8 protein-coding genes are annotated in these 17,866 nt (G+C 63.9%); 3 read left to right on the top strand and 5 right to left on the bottom strand.

Features of this window, described 5'->3' with window-relative positions:
- Window positions 1-22: 22 nt before the first annotated feature.
- Entirely contained in the window at window positions 23-1,360 is a 1,338-nt protein-coding gene (gene aptA, locus AC3WWH_RS11865; protein WP_058321651.1) for an omega-aminotransferase AptA, read from the bottom strand.
- A 148-nt stretch (window positions 1,361-1,508) separates the two neighbouring features.
- Here aptA and AC3WWH_RS11860 point away from each other — a divergent pair, with 148 nt between their 5' ends.
- Complete coding sequence (locus AC3WWH_RS11860; RefSeq protein ID WP_053251695.1) at window positions 1,509-2,057, top strand: cupin domain-containing protein; 549 nt, start codon at window positions 1,509-1,511, stop codon at window positions 2,055-2,057.
- Between the two features lie 34 nt (window positions 2,058-2,091).
- Here the strand turns inward: AC3WWH_RS11860 and AC3WWH_RS11855 are convergent, their stop codons facing one another.
- The 4 genes from AC3WWH_RS11855 to hglS are packed head-to-tail and all read right to left on the bottom strand — an operon-like array spanning window position 2,092 to window position 7,744.
- Complete coding sequence (locus AC3WWH_RS11855) at window positions 2,092-3,324, bottom strand: pyridoxal phosphate-dependent aminotransferase (protein ID WP_058321652.1); 1,233 nt, start codon at window positions 3,322-3,324, stop codon at window positions 2,092-2,094.
- A gap of 26 nt (window positions 3,325-3,350) precedes the next feature.
- Complete coding sequence (gene amaB / locus AC3WWH_RS11850; RefSeq protein WP_057254860.1) at window positions 3,351-4,883, bottom strand: L-piperidine-6-carboxylate dehydrogenase; 1,533 nt, start codon at window positions 4,881-4,883, stop codon at window positions 3,351-3,353.
- A 28-nt stretch (window positions 4,884-4,911) separates the two neighbouring features.
- A complete protein-coding gene (locus tag AC3WWH_RS11845) occupies window positions 4,912-6,333 on the bottom strand; it encodes an FAD-binding oxidoreductase (RefSeq protein ID WP_058321653.1) in 1,422 nt (473 codons plus the stop codon).
- A 10-nt stretch (window positions 6,334-6,343) separates the two neighbouring features.
- The gene (gene hglS, locus AC3WWH_RS11840; RefSeq protein ID WP_058321654.1) at window positions 6,344-7,744 is read right to left on the bottom strand and encodes a 2-oxoadipate dioxygenase/decarboxylase HglS; all 1,401 of its coding nucleotides are present in this window, start codon (window positions 7,742-7,744) and stop codon (window positions 6,344-6,346) included.
- 113 nt (window positions 7,745-7,857) lie between these two features.
- Between hglS and AC3WWH_RS11835 the strand changes: the two genes are divergently transcribed.
- Both AC3WWH_RS11835 and ndvB read left to right on the top strand, forming a co-directional pair.
- Window positions 7,858-8,751: a LysR family transcriptional regulator gene (locus AC3WWH_RS11835; RefSeq protein WP_057254863.1), complete on the top strand. Its 894-nt coding sequence runs from the start codon at window positions 7,858-7,860 to the stop codon at window positions 8,749-8,751.
- Between the two features lie 361 nt (window positions 8,752-9,112).
- Complete coding sequence (gene ndvB, locus AC3WWH_RS11830; RefSeq protein ID WP_058321655.1) at window positions 9,113-17,740, top strand: cyclic beta-(1,2)-glucan synthase; 8,628 nt, start codon at window positions 9,113-9,115, stop codon at window positions 17,738-17,740.
- Window positions 17,741-17,866 lie beyond the last annotated feature (126 nt).

Raw genomic sequence — 17,866 nt, 5'->3', positions numbered from 1 at the left:
TTTTGACTTGCTTCGCTTTGACTTACTTGGCGCGCTTCAGCGCATCGCCAAGGATCGAAACGATCTCGGCGAAATGCTTCTCTTCGGCGATCAGCGGCGGCGAGAAGGCGATGATGTCGCCGGTGACGCGGATCAGCAGACCCTTTTCGAAGCAATCGACGAAGACGTCATAGGCGCGGGCGCCGACAGCGCCGTCGCGCGACTGCAGCTCGATGCCGGCAATCAGGCCGATCGTGCGGATGTCGATGACGTTTGGCAGGCCCTTCAGGGAATGCATGGCATCGTGCCAGGCGTCCTGCAGCTCGACAGCGCGGGTCATCAGGCCCTCGTCGCGGTAGATGTCGAGCGTGGCGATGCCGGCGGCGCAAGCGGCCGGGTGGCCGGAGTAGGTGTAGCCGTGGAAGAGCTCGATCGCGTTTTCCGGACCATGCATCAGAGCATCGTGCACCTTGCGGCTGGCAAAGACAGCGCCCATCGGGATCGCGCCGTTGGTAAGCCCCTTGGCGGTCGTCACCAGATCGGGCGTGACGCCGAAGAAATCCGTCGCAAAGGGGGCGCCCAAGCGGCCGAAGCCGGTGATGACTTCGTCGAAGATCAGGAGGATGCCGTGCTTGTCGCAGATGGCGCGCAGGCGTTCCAGGTAACCCTTCGGCGGGATGAGCACGCCGGTCGAGCCGGCGACCGGTTCGACGATGCAGGCGGAGATGGTTTCGGCGCCGTGCAGCGCCACCAGCCGCTCGAGATCATCGGCAAGTTCGGCGCCGTGCTCCGGCTGGCCCTTGACGAAGGCGTTCTTGGCGAGGTCGTGGGTGTGGCGAAGGTGGTCCGAACCGGGAAGCTGCGGGAAGACGCGGCGGTTGTTGAGGATGCCGCCGACCGAAATGCCGCCAAAGCCGACACCGTGATATCCACGCTCACGGCCGATCAGGCGGGTGCGGGTGCCCTGGCCAATCGCGCGCTGGTAGGCGATCGCGATCTTCAGGGCGGTGTCGACCGATTCCGAGCCGGAGCCGGTGAAGAACACGCGGTCAAGCTTCTGGCCCTCAGGACCCGGAGCGATCTCGGCGAGACGTTCGGCGAAATCGAAGGCGATCGGGTGGCCCATCTGGAAGGAGGGCGCGAAATCCATGGTCGACAGCTGGCGCTCGACGGCAGCGGCAATCTGGCGGCGACCATGGCCGGCGTTGACGCACCAGAGGCCGGCGGTGCCGTCGAGGATCGTGCGGCCATCGGTGCTGGTGTAGTGCATGCCCTCGGCCGAGGCGAGCAGGCGCGGTGCCTGTTTGAACTGCCGGTTGGCGGTAAAGGGCATCCAATAGCTGTCGAGTACGGGAGCGTTGGGTTTGGTGTGCTGGTTCATGGCATCCTCCTGAGGTCGGCGATTGACGCCATGATTTGATTTGCCAAACAAGTCCTTTTCTGCTGTCACTTAACTCATTGAATTTCATCGGGTCGATGCAGTGTATTTGCGCTATTTCGAACAACCTGAACACCAAGGTTTGATCTGCATGACAGTCGACATCGGAAACCGGCTTCGCCATCTGAGGCTGATGCACAATCTGTCGCAACGCGAACTCGCCAAGCGCGCCGGCGTCACCAACTCGACGATCTCGCTGATCGAATCAAACGCGTCCAATCCGTCCGTCGGTGCTCTGAAGCGCATCCTCGATGGTATTCCGATCGGGCTTGCGGAATTCTTCTCCTTCGAGCCGGAGCGGCCGCGCAAGGCGTTTTATGCAGCGGAAGAACTGGTCGAGATCGGCAAGGGGCCGATTTCCTACCGGCAGATTGGCGAAAACCTCTTCGGCCGCAGCCTGCAGATCCTGAAGGAATGTTACCAGCCGGGCGCGGACACTGGAAAGGTGCCGCTGGTGCATGATGGTGAGGAGGGGGGCATCGTGCTTTCGGGCCGCATCGAGGTCACCGTCGATGACGAGCGGCGGATACTGGGGCCGGGGGATGCGTATTACTTTGAGAGCCGGCGGCCGCATCGCTTTCGCTGCGTCGGGCCGGTGCCTTGCGAGGTGATCAGCGCCTGTACGCCGCCGACGTTTTGAGGACGGACGGCGCCGGGGCGCCGTCCGCAGTACGTTACGAAAGCCGCGCGCAGGCGTCGGCGATGCGCTTGAGTGCTTCCTTCAGTTCCGCTTCCGACGTCGCATAGGAGATGCGGAAGAACGGCGACAGGCCGAAGGCCGAGCCTGGAACGACGGCCACGTGGGCATCGTCGAGCAGGTAGGCGCAGAAGTCCGTATCCGTCTCGATCGTCTTGCCCGAGGGTGTGACCTTGCCGAGCATGCCGGCGCAGCCGGAGAAGGTGTAGAAGGCACCTTCCGGAACGCGGCAGTCGAGACCGTCGATGGCGTTGAGGCCATGGACGACCAGGTCGCGGCGACGCTGGAAGCTGGCCGTGCGTTCCATCAAGAATTCCTGCGGCCCGGTGAGCGCGGCGACGGAAGCGGCCTGGCTGACGGAGGAGGGGCAGGAGGTTGCCTGGCTCTGGACCACGGCCATAGCCTTGATCAGGTCACGCGGTCCGCCAGCATAACCGATGCGCCAGCCGGTCATGGCATAGGCCTTGGAGACGCCGTTGACCGTCAGAGTGCGGTCTTTCAGGCGCGGCTCGAGCTGGGCCGGGGTGACGAAGCGAAAGCCGTCATAGACGATGTGCTCGTACATGTCGTCGACCAGCAGCCACACATGTGGATGCTTCAGGAGCACGTCGAGCAGCGGCCGGTAGTCGGCAGCGCTGTAGGCGGCACCCGAGGGGTTCGACGGCGAATTCAGGAGCACCCAACGCGTCCTCGGCGTGATTGCCGCTTCGAGCTTGTCGGCTGTCAGCCGGAAGCCCGAGGAGGCGTCGCAGGGGATCAGAACCGGCTTGCCTTCGCAGATCTGGACGATATCCGAATAGGAGGTCCAGTAGGGCGTCGGGATGATCACCTCGTCGCCGGGATTGATCGACGCCATCATGGCGTTGAACAGGATCTGCTTGGCGCCGGTTGCCACCGTGATCTCGTCTTGCTCGTAGGCAATGCCGTTTTCACGCTGGAACTTTTCGCGGATCGCCTTCTTGAGGTCCGGCGTGCCGTCGAGTGCGGTGTACTTGGTTTCGCCGCGCTTGATCGCCTCGCAGGCGGCGTCCTTGACGTAGTCGGGCGTGTCGAAGTCCGGCTCGCCAGCGCCGAGAATGATGACCGGCTTGCCTTCGCGCTTCATGGCTTGCGCGCGGGCGCCGATTTTCAGGATTTCGGAGACTCCGATCGAGGAGATCCGCGAGGCGGGCTGAAAGCCCGCCTCCTTGACCGTTTGGTTGATGGTCATGGTCGAATCCTACTTAAGTGCGCCGATTATTCGATGTCGAACGACACGCCCTGCGCCAGCGGCAGAGCCTTCGAATAGTTCACCGTGTTGGTGGCGCGGCGCATGTAGGCCTTCCACGAGTCCGAGCCGGATTCGCGACCGCCGCCGGTTTCCTTCTCACCGCCGAAGGCGCCGCCGATTTCAGCACCCGAGGTGCCGATGTTGACGTTGGCGATGCCGCAATCCGAGCCGTCGACCGCCAGGAAGCGTTCGGATTCCTGCATGTCGCGGGTGAAGATCGAGGACGACAGGCCGGCCGCGACCGCATTGTGGTCGGCAACGACGGCGTCGAAGTCGCTGTACTTCATGACGTAGAGGATCGGCGCGAAGGTCTCTTCGAGCACCGGGCCAGCCTGCTTCGGCATTTCGACGAGGGCCGGCTTGGCATAGTAGCCGTTATCATAGCCGAGTTCGACGCGTTCGCCGCCGGTGACGGTGCCGCCATGGGTCTTGGCTTCGCCGATTGCCTTCTGCATGCTGTCGAAAGCAGCCTTGTCGACGAGCGGGCCGACGAGGGCGGTCGATTCCAGCGGGTTGCCGACCGAGACCGAGCCATAGGCCTTCTTCAGACGCGGAACGAGCTGGTCATAGACGCTCTCGTGCACGAAGAGACGACGCATGGTGGTGCAACGCTGGCCGGCGGTGCCCATGGCGCCGAAGGCGATGGCGCGCAAGGCCATGTCGAGATCGGCCGAGGGGCAGACGATGCCGGCATTGTTGCCGCCGAGTTCGAGGATGGCGCGGGCAAAACGCTTGGCAAGGCGCGGGCCGACGTCGCGGCCCATGCGGGTGGAACCGGTCGCCGAAACGAGCGGAACCTTCGGGTTGTCGACGAGGACTTCGCCGACGGTGCGGTCGCCGATGAGAACCTGCGACAGGCCTTCCGGCGCATCGCCGAAGCGGGCGAGTGCACGCTCGAAGATTGCCTGCGAGGCAAGCGCCGTGAGCGGGGTCTTTTCCGACGGCTTCCAGACGACGGAGTTGCCGCAGACGAGCGCCAGCGCCGTGTTCCACGACCAGACGGCGACCGGGAAGTTGAAGGCCGAGATGACGCCGACGACGCCCAGCGGATGCCAGGTTTCCATCATGCGGTGGCCGGGGCGCTCGGTGGCGATCGTCAGGCCGTATAGCTGGCGGGAAAGACCGACGGCGAAATCGCAGATGTCGATCATTTCCTGGACTTCGCCGAGGCCTTCGGAGGTGATCTTGCCGGCTTCGATCGAAACCAGGCGGCCGAGGTCGGCCTTGAAGGCGCGCAGTTCTTCGCCGAGCAGGCGGATCAGTTCGCCGCGCTTCGGTGCCGGAACCAGGCGCCAGGCCTTGAAGGCTTCATGAGCCTTTTCGATCTTGGCGGCGGCTTCCGCAGCCGAAACCGTCTTGAGGTTGCCGATCTTCTCGCCGGTGACCGGGCTGTAGGACGGCATGTCGCCGCCGGTGTAGAGTTCCTTGGCGACGCCCATCTTTTCGAGAAGCGCTGCGGCTTCCTTGGTCACGTCGACTTTTTTGGTTGCGATGTTCATGGTCTGACTCCCGTTTTCCTGGCTTGACCTATCCGAAGCGCACGCTGCCGAGCTTTCCCGGCGAGGTGAGCGTCTTCAGGCCTGCGGCCATGTCCTTGAGTTTGTCTGGTGTATAAATGTCGTAATAGGCCTGGTTGCGGCGGCCGATCGCATGTTCCGCGCTGAAGCTGCCGTGATACTCCTCAACGGCGACCGCGAAAACCCATTCGCGCAGCCGCGGTTCGAAGGTCTCGTCCTTGAGAAGGTCGCTGTCCTTCGGCACGACGAGGTTGAAGTGCACGCCGCCGTCGCCGATATGGCCGAAGTCGCAGACGGTCACATCAGGGAATTTCGCCGGCATTTCGGCCTTCATATGGTCGCAGAAGGCCATGATGTCACCCCTGCGGAAGGAGACGTCGAAGGCGATCAGCTTGCCGAGATGCTTGACGCCCTCGGACAGAGCGTGGCGCAGCGCCCAGATCTCATGCGGCGGGCCGACGAAAGCATCGGCGAGCGGCGCCTCTTCCATTTCCCAGATCTCGGCAAGTGCCGATTCCAATACCGCGTCGAGCGACTGTTCGCCGTCGCGCGGTGCCCAGGTGCGGCTGATCTCGGCGAGGATGACATAGTCAGGAACGTTGCCGCCCTGGAAGGGGTTCTTCAGTGACGGCACATGGGCGAAGGCGGCCTTGACGGCGTTCTTCGACATGCCCTCGAAGGCCGAGAGATAGGCGCCGAGCCGCTCTTCCATGGCGCGGAGCAACGGCAGTACATGGGCGCCGCTTGCCGGAACGAGCAGCGCGGTTGCCGTCTGTTGCGGCAGGCGTTCTAGGTTCAGCACGCATTCGGTGACGATGCCGAAGGCGCCCGAAGTGCCGATAAAGAGCTGCTTCCAGTCAACGCCGGTGTTGTTCTTGCGCAGGTCGCATTGCAGGTCGAGCACGGTGCCGTCCTCGTCTGCGAGAACGACCTTGAGCCCGAGGGTGTTGCGGCGCACGTCGCCATATTTCAGAAAGCGCGAACCGCCGGTATTGGTGGCGATCATGCCACCGATACGCGGGTCGGCGCCGAGATCGATCGGGAAGAACAGGCCGTGCTCTTCCAGGCGCCGGTTGAGATCGGACAGCCGAAAGCCGGCGTCGAGCCGCACCGACCGATTGTCGAGGTCGAGCTCGAAGCGCTTCGCCAGCCGGTCGAGGCTGAGCACGGCCTCGTCGCCCGATTGATCTGGGGTCGAGCCGGAAACGAGCCCGGTGTTGCCGGATTGCGGGATGAGCGCTATGCCGTTCGTGACGCAATAGGCGACTGCAGCAGAGACTTCTTCCGTCGTTGCCGGCCGCAGCACGAGCGAGGTCCGGCCGCGATCGTAGCGCGCGCCGGTCTCGTAGGCTTCCAGGTCTTCAGGACGCGTAACGACCCCCTTGTTTCCAAGGATGTCGGCGAGCGCGTCGATGTGCCGTTTGTCGATCATCAGAAAAGCATCATTCCGCAGCGATCGCGCCGGTCAAGGCCCGGATGCAGCTTTCGATCGAAGCCTGCTCAATGCCGGCATAGTGATCGAACTCGTTGAGCACGGTGGCGCCGAGATCGCTTTCGAAGCGCTTCTGGTTCGGGCTCGCGACGAAGTCCTGCTGGGCGCCGTCGCCGAGGTTCGACTGGAAGATACCCGCGGCGCTGACCGGCAGGAAGTCTTCGTAGACGATCGCGTCGAACTGGACGAGACCGCTCGCGATCAGCGCTTCGATGTCACGCGCCGGGGAGACGCCGGCCTTGCGGCCTTTCTCCGTCAGCGAGTAGCTGAAATAGCCGAGGCCGGCTTCGCGGATGCCGGCCCAATTGTCCGGGAAGGGTTCGAAGGCCTTGGCGAGGGCCGCTTCGTATTCGCGGGCATTGGAGCCGTCGGCGGCCGGGCGGACGATCTTGCGCGAGGCGTCGAGCAGGTCGTCATAGAGTGCACGACCCTTCGGGGTCAGCGCGATGCCGCGCTGCTCGATCTCGCCGAAACGGGCGGTGTGGGAGCCGGCCTTCCAGGCGCCGTCGGCATCCTTGAAGGAAACCGGTTCTTCCAGCGCCTTGAACGAGGTCTGGCGCAAAAGGATCGGGCACTTGCGGGTCGGCGGGCCCTCGACGACGGCCTTCGGTGCGATCTCGTATTCCGGCATCAGCGCCTGCACCTTGTCGATGTCGAGCGTGCGCGGCGTCAGGTGATTGATGTGCGGACCCTTGAAGGAAACGACGTCGGCGATCAGACGATGGGCGTCGTGCAGACGCTTGTACATGTCGGCGCTGACATTGGCCTTGTCGTGCCAGCGGAAGGTTTCGAGCACTTCCGAGACGAAACGCTCAGCGTCGGCTTTGTCGAGACCGCCGTCACGTTCAGCCTTTTCGGTCAGTTCGACAGCGACGGGCGTAAAGATCCGGCGCTCGGCGAGGATCGCCTGTGACTCGGCGCGCAGGCTCTCGTCAGCGATCAAGTCCAGGCGCAGAAGCGAGGTGAAAACGCGGAAGGGATTGCGCTTCAGAGCGGCGTCACCAACGGGGCGGAAGGCCGTCGAGTGCACCGGCACACCGGCAGTCGACAGGTCGTAGTAGCCGACCGGGTACATGCCCATGACGGCAAAGACGCGACGCATCATCGATAGCTCGGCGGGCGTGCCGAGGCGGATCGCGCCGTGGCGTTCCTCGGAGATACGGTCGAGCGAATCGGTGGCGTCGAGGCGCTCCTTCAGGAGCGGGTCGGCGGCGAGCGTATCGTCGTTCACCTTGGCGACCAGTTCCATCAGCGTGCCGTAGGCCGGCACCTCGTCGCGGTACATGACCGACATGGCTGCGGAAAAGGCCGAACGGATGTCGTCGGCCGATACGAAACTATTCTCTTTCACTGGGGCTCGCCTCGCGCTATGGGTGAAGGACAAGGTCATTCTCATTTCGGATCATATCCGATCGAACTGGCCATTGATCGCGTTGCTTCTGACTATGTTGATGCGAGGCTGGAATGAAGTTAAGCCGCAGGCTGGTTCCCGACGTGACGACGCTGCAGGCGTTCGAATGCGCGGCGCGACACGGCAGCTTCACGCAGGCCGCTGCCGAGCTGAACCTTACCCAAAGCGCCGTCAGCCGGCAGATCAAGGATCTCGAAAACCAGCTCGGCGTGCTTTTGTTCGAGCGCGTGCGCCAACGGGTGATCCTGTCGGATGCCGGCCAGAAGTTCCTGCCCGAGGTTCGCCGTCTCCTCAATCAGACCGAGGAGCTGATGGTGCGCGCCATGGCTTCGGCGCGGGCGGACTCGACGCTCTCGATCGCGTCGCTGCCGACTTTCGGCAGCCGCTGGCTGGTGCCGCGCCTTCCCGACTTCCTCAAGCGCCATCCGGATACGGTGCTGAACATCGCCTCCCGTTCCGCGCCCTTCGATTTCGACGAGCAGAACTTCGATCTCGCCATTCACTACGGCCAACCGGTCTGGGCGCGCGCCACCTGCAGCTATCTGTGCAGCGAGATCATCGTGCCCGCTGCGAGCCCTGCCCTGTTGGCGAACCATCCGATCGAGACCCCCGAGGATCTCGTCGCCGGCCCATTGCTGCATCTCGCCACGCGGCCGAAGCTCTGGGCGCAATGGTTCGAGGCCAACGACATGGACGGCCGCGGCGCCTATCGCGGCAACCGTTTCGACCAGTTCTCCATGGTGATCGAAGCGGCGACGGCGGGGCTCGGTTTCGCGCTGCTGCCACGTTACCTGATCGAGCAGGAAATTGCCGCCGGCACGCTCAGCATCGTGCTCGATCGGCCGATGAAGACGGAAAACAGCTATTATCTGGCCGTGCCCGAGGGTAAGCTCGAAAACCCCATCAGCCTGGCCTTCCGGGAGTGGATCACCGAGCAAGTGGGCTGAGCGGATCGACGCTTTTCTACAAATCGAGGGAACCTTCCTCGCCGCTTCACGTTTCGCCTCGTCTGCCATTCGCGATGAAGCTTGAGAAGAGGGCAATTGAGAGAGCTGTATCGAAGTGCCATTGGGGGCGCGCGCAGCGGCCGGTTTCGGCTTGATTCGTTTGTGCACAAATCGTCCGAACTTGTATGAGCAATCCTTGCAAGCTGTTGGCACCACGGCTAAAAAATGCCATTTTCATGCATCACCGCGGCCTTGAAAACCAATGCGCCGCCGGCTTTGCGATCTCCGATGCCCAGTCGAGGGCGGTGCCTGTTACCGCCAATTCCCCACATGCGGGAATTGACGGTGGATGGGAGGACACATGACCGTGTCTAGCAATGCGCCGGCTCAGCCTGACTTCTCAGGTCCGCAGCCAACCCGGCAACCCCAAGAGGACCGGGCCGATCAACCCCGGTTGGATTCAGAACCCGTACCCATGCAGCTTCAAACAACGCCGCCCACCTCTCCGCGCGAACCGGAAGCAAAGCAGATCGATTACAACGATTCGATCCGCGCCACCTTCTTCTCGATGGAGGACCTCCGGCAATGCGGCGAGGATCTCGCAGTGAAGGGTGCCTCCTCGCTGCCGGGATTCTTCCCGTTCGAGTTCCGGCCGCGGCATCGCGAAAACGAGAGCGAGATCCTGCGCGTCTACCGCGCGACCGCTGCGGACGTGGAAGCCGGGGCGACGATCACGCCGGCCGCCGAATGGCTGCTCGACAACCACCACGTCGTCGAAGAGGCGATCCAGGAGGTCCGGCGCGATTTCCCGCGTCGGTTCTATCGCCAGCTGCCGACGCTTTCGGTTTCCGGTACGGTGATCCCGCGCACCATGGCGCTCGCCTGGCTCTATGTCGCCCACACCCACAGCACGGTGACGCGCGATAGCATCACGGCGATGGTCGAAGGCTTCCAGAAGCACGACACCTTCAAGATCGGCGAACTCTGGGCGCTGCCGTCGATCCTGCGCTTCGTGCTGATCGAGAACCTCCGCCGGATCGCCATCCGCGTCGAGCGCTCGCGCGGCATGCGCCGAAAGGCGAACGACATTGCCGACCAGATCATCCGCCTGAACGATCCGGAGAAATATCGGGCGCTGCTTGCGGAATCGGAAGCGCTGGCTGCCGACAACACCTTCGTCGCGCAACTGCTCTACCGCACGCGTGACGGCTCGCAGACCTCCGGTGCCGTCATCGGCTGGATCGAGGAACAGCTTGAGAGGCGCGGCAGCGACGTCGAAAACGCGCTGGTCGCCGAACAGAACCGCCTGTCGTCCGGCAATGCGACGATGAGCAACATCATCCGCAGCCTGCGCGAGATCGACGATACCGACTGGGCTGTCTGGTTCGAAAGCGTCAGCAAGATCGACGCGGCGCTACGCGAGGGCTCCGACTATGCGGCGCTCGATTTCGGCTCGCGCAACAAGTATCGCGACACGATCGAGAAGCTCGCGCGTCGTTCCGGTCACAGCGAATACGAGGTGACGCAGATCGCCATCGAGATGGTGCGCGAGGCGGAGACTGCGGCCGAGACCGAAGTGCCGCTGCAGGAGCCGAACGTCGGATCCTTCCTCGTCGGCAAGCAGCGCAAGGTGCTCGAGAAGAAGATCGGCTATCGACCGTCGCTGCTGCAGACCATCATCCGTATCAGCCGCAAGCTCGACTGGTTCGCGATCGCCGGCCCGAACATCCTCTTGACGATCCTGGCGATGATCGCCGTCTATTCCTTCGTCAGTCCGATGGATATTCCGAACGGCGCGAAGCTGATCATGCTGCTTCTGTTCGCGCTGCCGGCGTCCGAAGGCGCGATGGGCCTGTTCAACACGCTGGTGACGCTGTTCGTCAGACCATCGCGACTTGTCGGCTATGAATTCCTCGACGGAATTCCCGAGCATGCCCGCACCCTCGTCGTCGTACCTTGCCTGATTGCCAAGCGCGACCATGTCGACGAACTCGTGCGCAATCTCGAGGTGCACTACCTCGCCAACCCGCGCGGCGAGATTTATTTCGCGCTGCTCAGCGACTGGGCCGATAGCAAGGTTGAGGAGTCGAGCACCGATTCCGATGTGCTCGACTACGCCAAGCGCGAGATCGCTCAGCTTTCGGCGCGCTACGCCTATGATGGCAAGACGCGCTTCCATCTCCTGCATCGCCGCCGCCTGTTCAACGAGCAGGAAGGCGTGTGGATGGGTTGGGAGCGCAAGCGCGGCAAGCTGCACGAACTGAACATGCTGCTTCGCGGCGACCGCGACACCTCGTTCCTGCAGGGCGCCAACACGGTGCCGGACAACGTGCAGTACGTGATGACGCTCGATTCCGACACGCGCCTGATGCGCGATGCGGTGACGAAGCTCGTCGGCAAGATCTACCATCCGATCAACCGTCCGGTGGTCGACCCTAAGACACAGGACGTGATCGCCGGCTACAGCCTGCTGCAGCCCCGCGTGACGCCGTCGCTGACAACGGGCAGCGAAGCTTCCGCCTTCCAGCGTATCTTCTCGGCCAACCGCGGCATCGACCCCTATGTCTTCACCGTTTCCGACGTCTACCAGGACATCGCCGGCGAAGGCAGCTTCACCGGCAAGGGCCTCTACCATGTCGACGCCTTCGAGGCGGCGCTGAAGGGCCGGATCCAGGAAAATGCCGTTCTCAGCCACGATCTGCTCGAAGGTTCCTATGTGCGTTGCGCGCTGGTAACCGACGTCGAGCTCGTCGAGGACTTCCCGACCCGCTACGAGGTCGAGATGTCGCGCCAGCATCGCTGGGCGCGTGGCGACTGGCAGCTGCTGCCCTACATCTTCAATTTCTCGAACGGGCTGTCGATGCTCGGGCGCTGGAAGATGTACGACAACCTGCGTCGCTCGCTGATCCCGCTTGCCTGGCTCGTCGCCTCGGTGATGGGCTGGTACTACATGGAGCCGACCGAGGCGCTGATCTGGCAGATTGTCCTGATCTTCAGCTTGTTCGTGGCCCCGACCCTGTCGCTGATCAACGGCCTCCTGCCGCGCCGCAACGACATCGTCGCCCGCGCCCACCTTCACGCGGTGCTGACGGAAGTCCGCGCTGCCAATGCACAAGTGGCGCTCCGCATCGTCTTCATCGCCCACAATGCGGCGATGATGGGCGACGCGATCGCGCGCTCGCTCTACCGCACCTTCGTCAGCCGCAAGCTGATGCTCGAATGGCGCACGGCCGCGCAGGTGCAGAGTGCCGGCCACGGCACGATTGGCGATTACTACCGCGCGATGTGGATCGCGCCGGCGCTTTCGGCGCTTTCGCTGGCGCTTGCCGCGATCTCCGACACCGGCTTGCCGTTCATCGGCATTCCCTTCGCGTTGCTCTGGGCGCTTTCGCCTGCGGTCGCCTGGTTCGTCAGCCAGTCGGCCGAAACCGAGGACCAGCTCGTCGTCTCCGATGAAGCGATCGACGAGATGCGCCTGATTGCCCGGCGCACCTGGCGCTATTTCGAGACCTTCGTGACCGCCGAGCAGCACTTCCTGCCGCCGGACAACTTCCAGGAAACGCCGCAGCCGGTCCTGGCCGAGCGCACCTCGCCGACGAATATCGGCGTCTACCTGCTGTCGGTGATGTCGGCACGCGATTTCGGCTGGATCGGCTTCGAGGAGACGATCAACCGGCTGGAGCAGACGATCGCCACCATCGACCGCCTGCCGAAGTATCGCGGCCACCTGTTCAACTGGTATCGGACGAACACGCTCGACACCATGGAGCCGCGCTACATCTCGTCGGTCGACAGCGGCAACCTTGCCGGTCACCTGATTGCCGTATCGTCGATGTGCCGCGACTGGGCCGAGGCGCCGTCGGCGCATGTCCAGGGCAGCCTGGACGGCATCGGCGACGTGGTGGCGATCCTCCAGGAGGTGTTGCGCGATCTGCCCGACGACCGCAAGACGGTCCGGCCGCTGCGTCGCCTGATCGAGGAACGCATCGTCGGCTTCCAGAACGCGCTTGCCGCGGTCAAGCGCGAGCGCGAGTTCGCGTCGATCCGGGTGATCAACCTCGCGGTGCTGGCGCGCGACATGCACAAGCTCACCGTCAACCTCGATCACGAGGTGCGCACGCCGCAGAGCACCGAAGTGACGAAGTGGGCAAATGCGCTCGTCAGCACCTGCGAAGCCCATATTTCCGACGGTGTCTTCGATCTCGGTGCGATCGAATCGCTGCGTCAGCGCCTGCTGGTGCTGAAGGATCGCGCCCGCGACATCGCCTTCTCGATGGATTTCGGCTTCCTGTTCCGGCCGGAGCGGCGCCTGCTGTCCATCGGCTTCCGGGTCAACGCCAACGAGCTCGACGAAGCCTGCTACGACCTTCTCGCCTCGGAAGCACGGCTCACCAGTCTGTTTGCCATCGCCAAGGGCGACTTGCCGACGGAGCACTGGTACAAGCTCGGCCGTCCGATCGTGCCGATCGGCGCGCGCGGCGCGCTGATCTCCTGGTCGGGCTCGATGTTCGAGTATCTCATGCCGCCGCTGGTGATGCAGGAACGGCAGGGCGGCATCCTCAACCAGACCAACAATCTGATTGTGAAGGAGCAGATCAACCACGGCCGCCGTCTGGGCACGCCCTGGGGCATTTCGGAAGCCGCGTTCAACGCGCGCGACCACGAGCTCACCTACCAGTACACCAACTTCGGCGTGCCGACGCTCGGGCTCAAGCGCGGCCTCGGCCAGAACGCGGTCATCGCGCCCTACGCCTCGATCCTCGCCTGCATGTACGATCCGAAATCGGCGCTCGCCAACCTCGGACGCCTGCGCGAGGTCGGCGCACTCGGTGTCTACGGCTTCCATGATGCCGTAGACTTCACTCCGACGCGTGTGCCCGAGGGCCAGAAATGCGCGGTCGTGCGCAACTACTATGCGCACCACCATGGCATGTCGATCGCGGCTGTCGCCAACGTCGTCTTCAATGGCCGTCTGCGCGAGTGGTTCCACGCCGATCCGGTGATCGAGGCCGCCGAACTGCTGCTGCAGGAAAAGGCGCCGCGCGACATCCCGATCATGAATGCCAAGCGCGAGCCGGAATCGGTCGGCAAGGGTCAGGACGATCTCCTGCGTCCGGAAGTCCGCATCATCGAGAACCCGCTGGCACAGGACCGGGAGACCGTGTTTCTCTCCAACGGCCATTACTCAGTCATGCTGACGGCCAACGGCGCCGGCTATGCCCGCTGGAACGGCCAGTCCGTCACCCGCTGGAAGCCGGATCCGGTCGAGGACCGCACCGGCACCTTCATCTTCCTGCGCGACACGACGACCGGCGATTGGTGGTCCGCGACATCGGAGCCGCGCCGTGCGGCCGGCGAGAAGGTGCTGACCCGCTTCGGCGACGACAAGGCCGAATTCGTCAAGACCGTCGGCGACCTCACCAGCGAGGTCGAGTGCATCGTCGCCACCGAACACGACGCCGAAGGGCGCCGGGTCATCCTGCTCAACACCGGCACCCAGGATCGCTTCATCGAAGTGACCTCCTATGCCGAGCCGGTGCTTTCGATCGACGAGGCCGACAGCGCGCACCCGGCCTTTTCGAAGATGTTCGTGCGCACGGAAATCAGCCGCCGCGGCGACGTCATTCGCGTCAGCCGCAACAAGCGCAGCTCCAGCGACCCGGACATGGAAGTGGCGCATCTCGTCACCGACAATGCCGGCAGCGATCGCCATACGGAAGCGGAGACCGACCGTCGCCGCTTCATCGGCCCGGGCCGGACGCTTGCCGAAGCTGCCGCGTTCGACACGGACGCAGTGCTTTCGGGCACGGACGGCTTTACGCTCGATCCGATCATGTCGCTGCGCCGCGTCGTTCGCGTGCCCGCCGGCAAGAAGGTCAGCGTCGTCTTCTGGACAATCGCTGCGCCGAGCCGCGAGGAGGTCGATCGCGCGATCGACCGCTATCGCCATCCGGAGACCTTCAACCAGGAACTCATCCACGCCTGGACCCGCAGCCAGGTGCAGATGCGCCATGTCGGCGTGACATCGCAGGAGGCCGCGAGCTTCCAGATGCTCGGCCGCTACCTCGTCTATCCGGACATGCATCTGCGTGCCGACACGGCGACGGTGCAGGCAGGCCTCGACTCCCAGTCGAAGCTCTGGCCGCTGGCGATCTCGGGCGACTACCCGATCTTCTGCCTCCGCATCAACGACGACGGCGATCTCGGCATCGCACGTGAAGCGCTGCGCGCCCAGGAATATATGCGCGCCCGCGGCATCACCGCCGACCTCGTCATCATCAACGAGCGGGCCTCGTCCTATGCGCAGGATATGCAGCATGCGCTGGATTCCATGTGCGAGAACCTGAGGCTTCGCGGCCTTTCGGACGGCCCGCGCCAGCATATCTTCTCGGTGCGCCGCGACCTGATGGAACCGGAGACCTGGTCGACCCTGCTGTCGGCCTCGCGCGCCGTGTTCCATGCCCGCAACGGCACGATCTCCGACCAGATCGCCCGCGCCAACTCGCTCTATTCGCCGGCACCGGTGAAAGGTGTCGAGAAGAGCGGCGAGTTCGTGGGACCGCTTTTGGCGGCGCCGCAGGAGAAGGCAGACGTTGCCCCGGCCGAAATCAAGGGCGATGGCCTTTCCTTCTGGAACGGCTTCGGTGGTTTTGCCGAAGGCGGTCGCGAGTATGTCGTGCGTCTTCGTGGCGGCGAAGCGACGCCGCAGCCCTGGATCAACGTCATCTCCAACGAGCAGTTCGGCTTCCACGTTTCGGCGGAAGGCGCGGCCTTCTCCTGGAGCCGCAATTCGCGCGACTACCAGTTGACGCCGTGGACGAACGACACGGTCATCAACCGTCCGGGCGAGGCGATCTTCATCCGCGACATGGAGAGTGGTTCGGTATCGACGCCCTATGCGTCGCTCTCGCGTCGCCGCTCCGTCGTCTTCGAAACGGCGCATGGGCTCGGCTATTCGCGCTTCCGCAGCACCCAGGACGACCTCGAGATCGTGGCGACCCATACGGTTCACCGGAGCCTGCCGGCAAAGCTCGTCCGCGTCTCGATCCGCAACCGTGCGACGACAGCGCGACGGTTGAGGCTCTACGGCTACAACGAATGGGTACTCGGCAACAATCGCGCCCGCTCGGCGCCCTTCATTCTCTCGAAATGGGATGAGGAGACAGCAGCGCTGGTCGCGACCAACCCCTACAGCATCGACTATGCCGGTCGTTCGGCGTTCTTCACCGCTGATGGCGGCCAGGCTGCCGGTTACACCGCGAGCCGGCGGGAGTTCTTGGGCTCGCTCGGCGGCATCCTCGTGCCGCAGGCGGTGCTTTCGGGTGCCGATCTCTCGGGTTCGGTCGACGTAGACGGCGACCCTTGCGCGGTCATTGCGTCCGATCTGACCATCGAACCCGGTGCCGAGCAGCAGGTCACCTTCATTCTCGGCGATGCCGACAATGAGGATCAGCTTCGTGCCGTACTCGGTGAGTTGCGTGAGACTGCATTCGACACGGTGCTCGGGGCGGCCAAGACGTTCTGGCGCGATTTCACCGATATCGTGAAGGTGGAAACGCCGGATCCGGCCTTCGACGCCATGATCAACAACTGGCTGCCCTACCAGAGCCTCGGTTGCCGCATCATGGCGCGCTCCGCCTTCTACCAGGCGAGCGGTGCCTTCGGCTTCCGCGACCAACTGCAGGACACGCTGGCTTTCCTGATCCACAGGCCGGAGCTTGCCCGGGCGCAGATCCTGAATGCTGCGGCTCGTCAGTTCGTCGAGGGCGACGTGCAGCACTGGTGGCTGCCGGGAACCGGCGCCGGCGTGCGCACGATGATATCCGACGACGTCGTCTGGCTCGCCCATGCCGTTACGCATTACTGCTCGGTGACCGGTACCTCCGACATCCTGAGAGAACAGATCGCCTTCATCAGCGGTCCGGCTCTCGAAGAGGGCCAGCACGACGCCTTCTACAAGCCTGAGATTTCCGAGGAGGTCGGCGACGTCTACGAGCATTGCGCCCGTGCGCTCGACCTCGCGATCAAGCGGACCGGCGAGAACGGCCTGCCGTTGATCCTCGGCGGTGACTGGAACGATGGCATGAACCGTGTCGGTGCTGCCGGAAAGGGCACCAGCACCTGGCTTGGATGGTTCCTCGCAGGCACGCTCCGCGGCTTCCTGCCTTACGCTCGCGAGCGTAAGGACCAGGCACGCGTCACCCGTTGGGAGGCGCATCTCGAAGCCCTGAAGAAGGCGCTCGACACCGCCGGCTGGGACGGCGACTACTATCGTCGCGGCTATTACGACGACGGCACGCCGCTCGGCACCAGCGAGGCGCTCGAGTGCCGGATCGATTCGATCGGCCAGTCCTGGAGCGTCCTCTCAGGCGAAGGCGACGAGCAGCGTTCGCTCAAGGCGATGGATGCGGTCATGGCCGAACTGGTCGATCCGGACCAGCACATCGTGCGGCTGTTCACGCCGCCGCTCGAGCGGACGTCGCAGGATCCAGGCTACATCAAGGCCTATCCGCCCGGCGTGCGCGAAAATGGCGGGCAATATACCCATGCGGCCACCTGGGTGGCGCTGGCCTTCGCCGAACAGGGCAGGGCGGAAGAAGCCTGGCGCGTCTTCCAGATGCTGAACCCGGTCTCGCATGCGCAGAGCCGCGAGGCGGCGGAACACTACCGCGTCGAGCCCTATGTCGTCGCCGCCGATATCTATGGCGAAGGCGATCTGGCGGGACGCGGCGGCTGGACCTGGTACACCGGTTCGGCTGGCTGGCTCTACCGCGTCGGCGTCGAAGGTATTCTCGGGATCCGCAGACAGGGCGACAAGCTGGTCATTCGGCCGGTGCTGCCGGCGGCCTGGGACGGCTACTCCGCAGAAGTGACGCTCAACGGCGCGCGGCACAAGATTTCGGTGCAGCGCGACCAGAAAAGTGGCGAGCCGATTGTCAGCATAAACAATAGTGTCACAAAAAACGCGCATGAAGGCATTTTGCTGTAACGGCCGGCATTGAAGACAGGATGAGACCGGCTTTGTTCCCGCAAGGGCAAGGCCGGTTTTTCTTTGCGGAAATGCGGGCGGCATGACCCCGACGGCCGGGTGTCGTGTCTTGGAGCGCCAGGCGTT

The sequence above is a fragment of the Ensifer sp. EB106-03-01-XG145 genome, from assembly GCF_058792075.1.
The sequence above is the reverse complement of the archived record's forward strand: the minus strand, read 5'-3'. Positions and strand labels throughout refer to the sequence as shown.

What these genes read in the sequence shown, in the direction of transcription:
- aptA (WP_058321651.1), bottom strand. Translation starts at nt 1,360, where the DNA reads ATGAACCAGCACACCAAACCCAACGCTCCCGTACTCGACAGCTATTGG.
- AC3WWH_RS11860 (WP_053251695.1), top strand. Translation starts at nt 1,509, where the DNA reads ATGACAGTCGACATCGGAAACCGGCTTCGCCATCTGAGGCTGATGCAC.
- AC3WWH_RS11855 (WP_058321652.1), bottom strand. Translation starts at nt 3,324, where the DNA reads ATGACCATCAACCAAACGGTCAAGGAGGCGGGCTTTCAGCCCGCCTCG.
- amaB (WP_057254860.1), bottom strand. Translation starts at nt 4,883, where the DNA reads ATGAACATCGCAACCAAAAAAGTCGACGTGACCAAGGAAGCCGCAGCG.
- AC3WWH_RS11845 (WP_058321653.1), bottom strand. Translation starts at nt 6,333, where the DNA reads ATGATCGACAAACGGCACATCGACGCGCTCGCCGACATCCTTGGAAAC.
- AC3WWH_RS11835 (WP_057254863.1), top strand. Translation starts at nt 7,858, where the DNA reads ATGAAGTTAAGCCGCAGGCTGGTTCCCGACGTGACGACGCTGCAGGCG.
- ndvB (WP_058321655.1), top strand. Translation starts at nt 9,113, where the DNA reads ATGACCGTGTCTAGCAATGCGCCGGCTCAGCCTGACTTCTCAGGTCCG.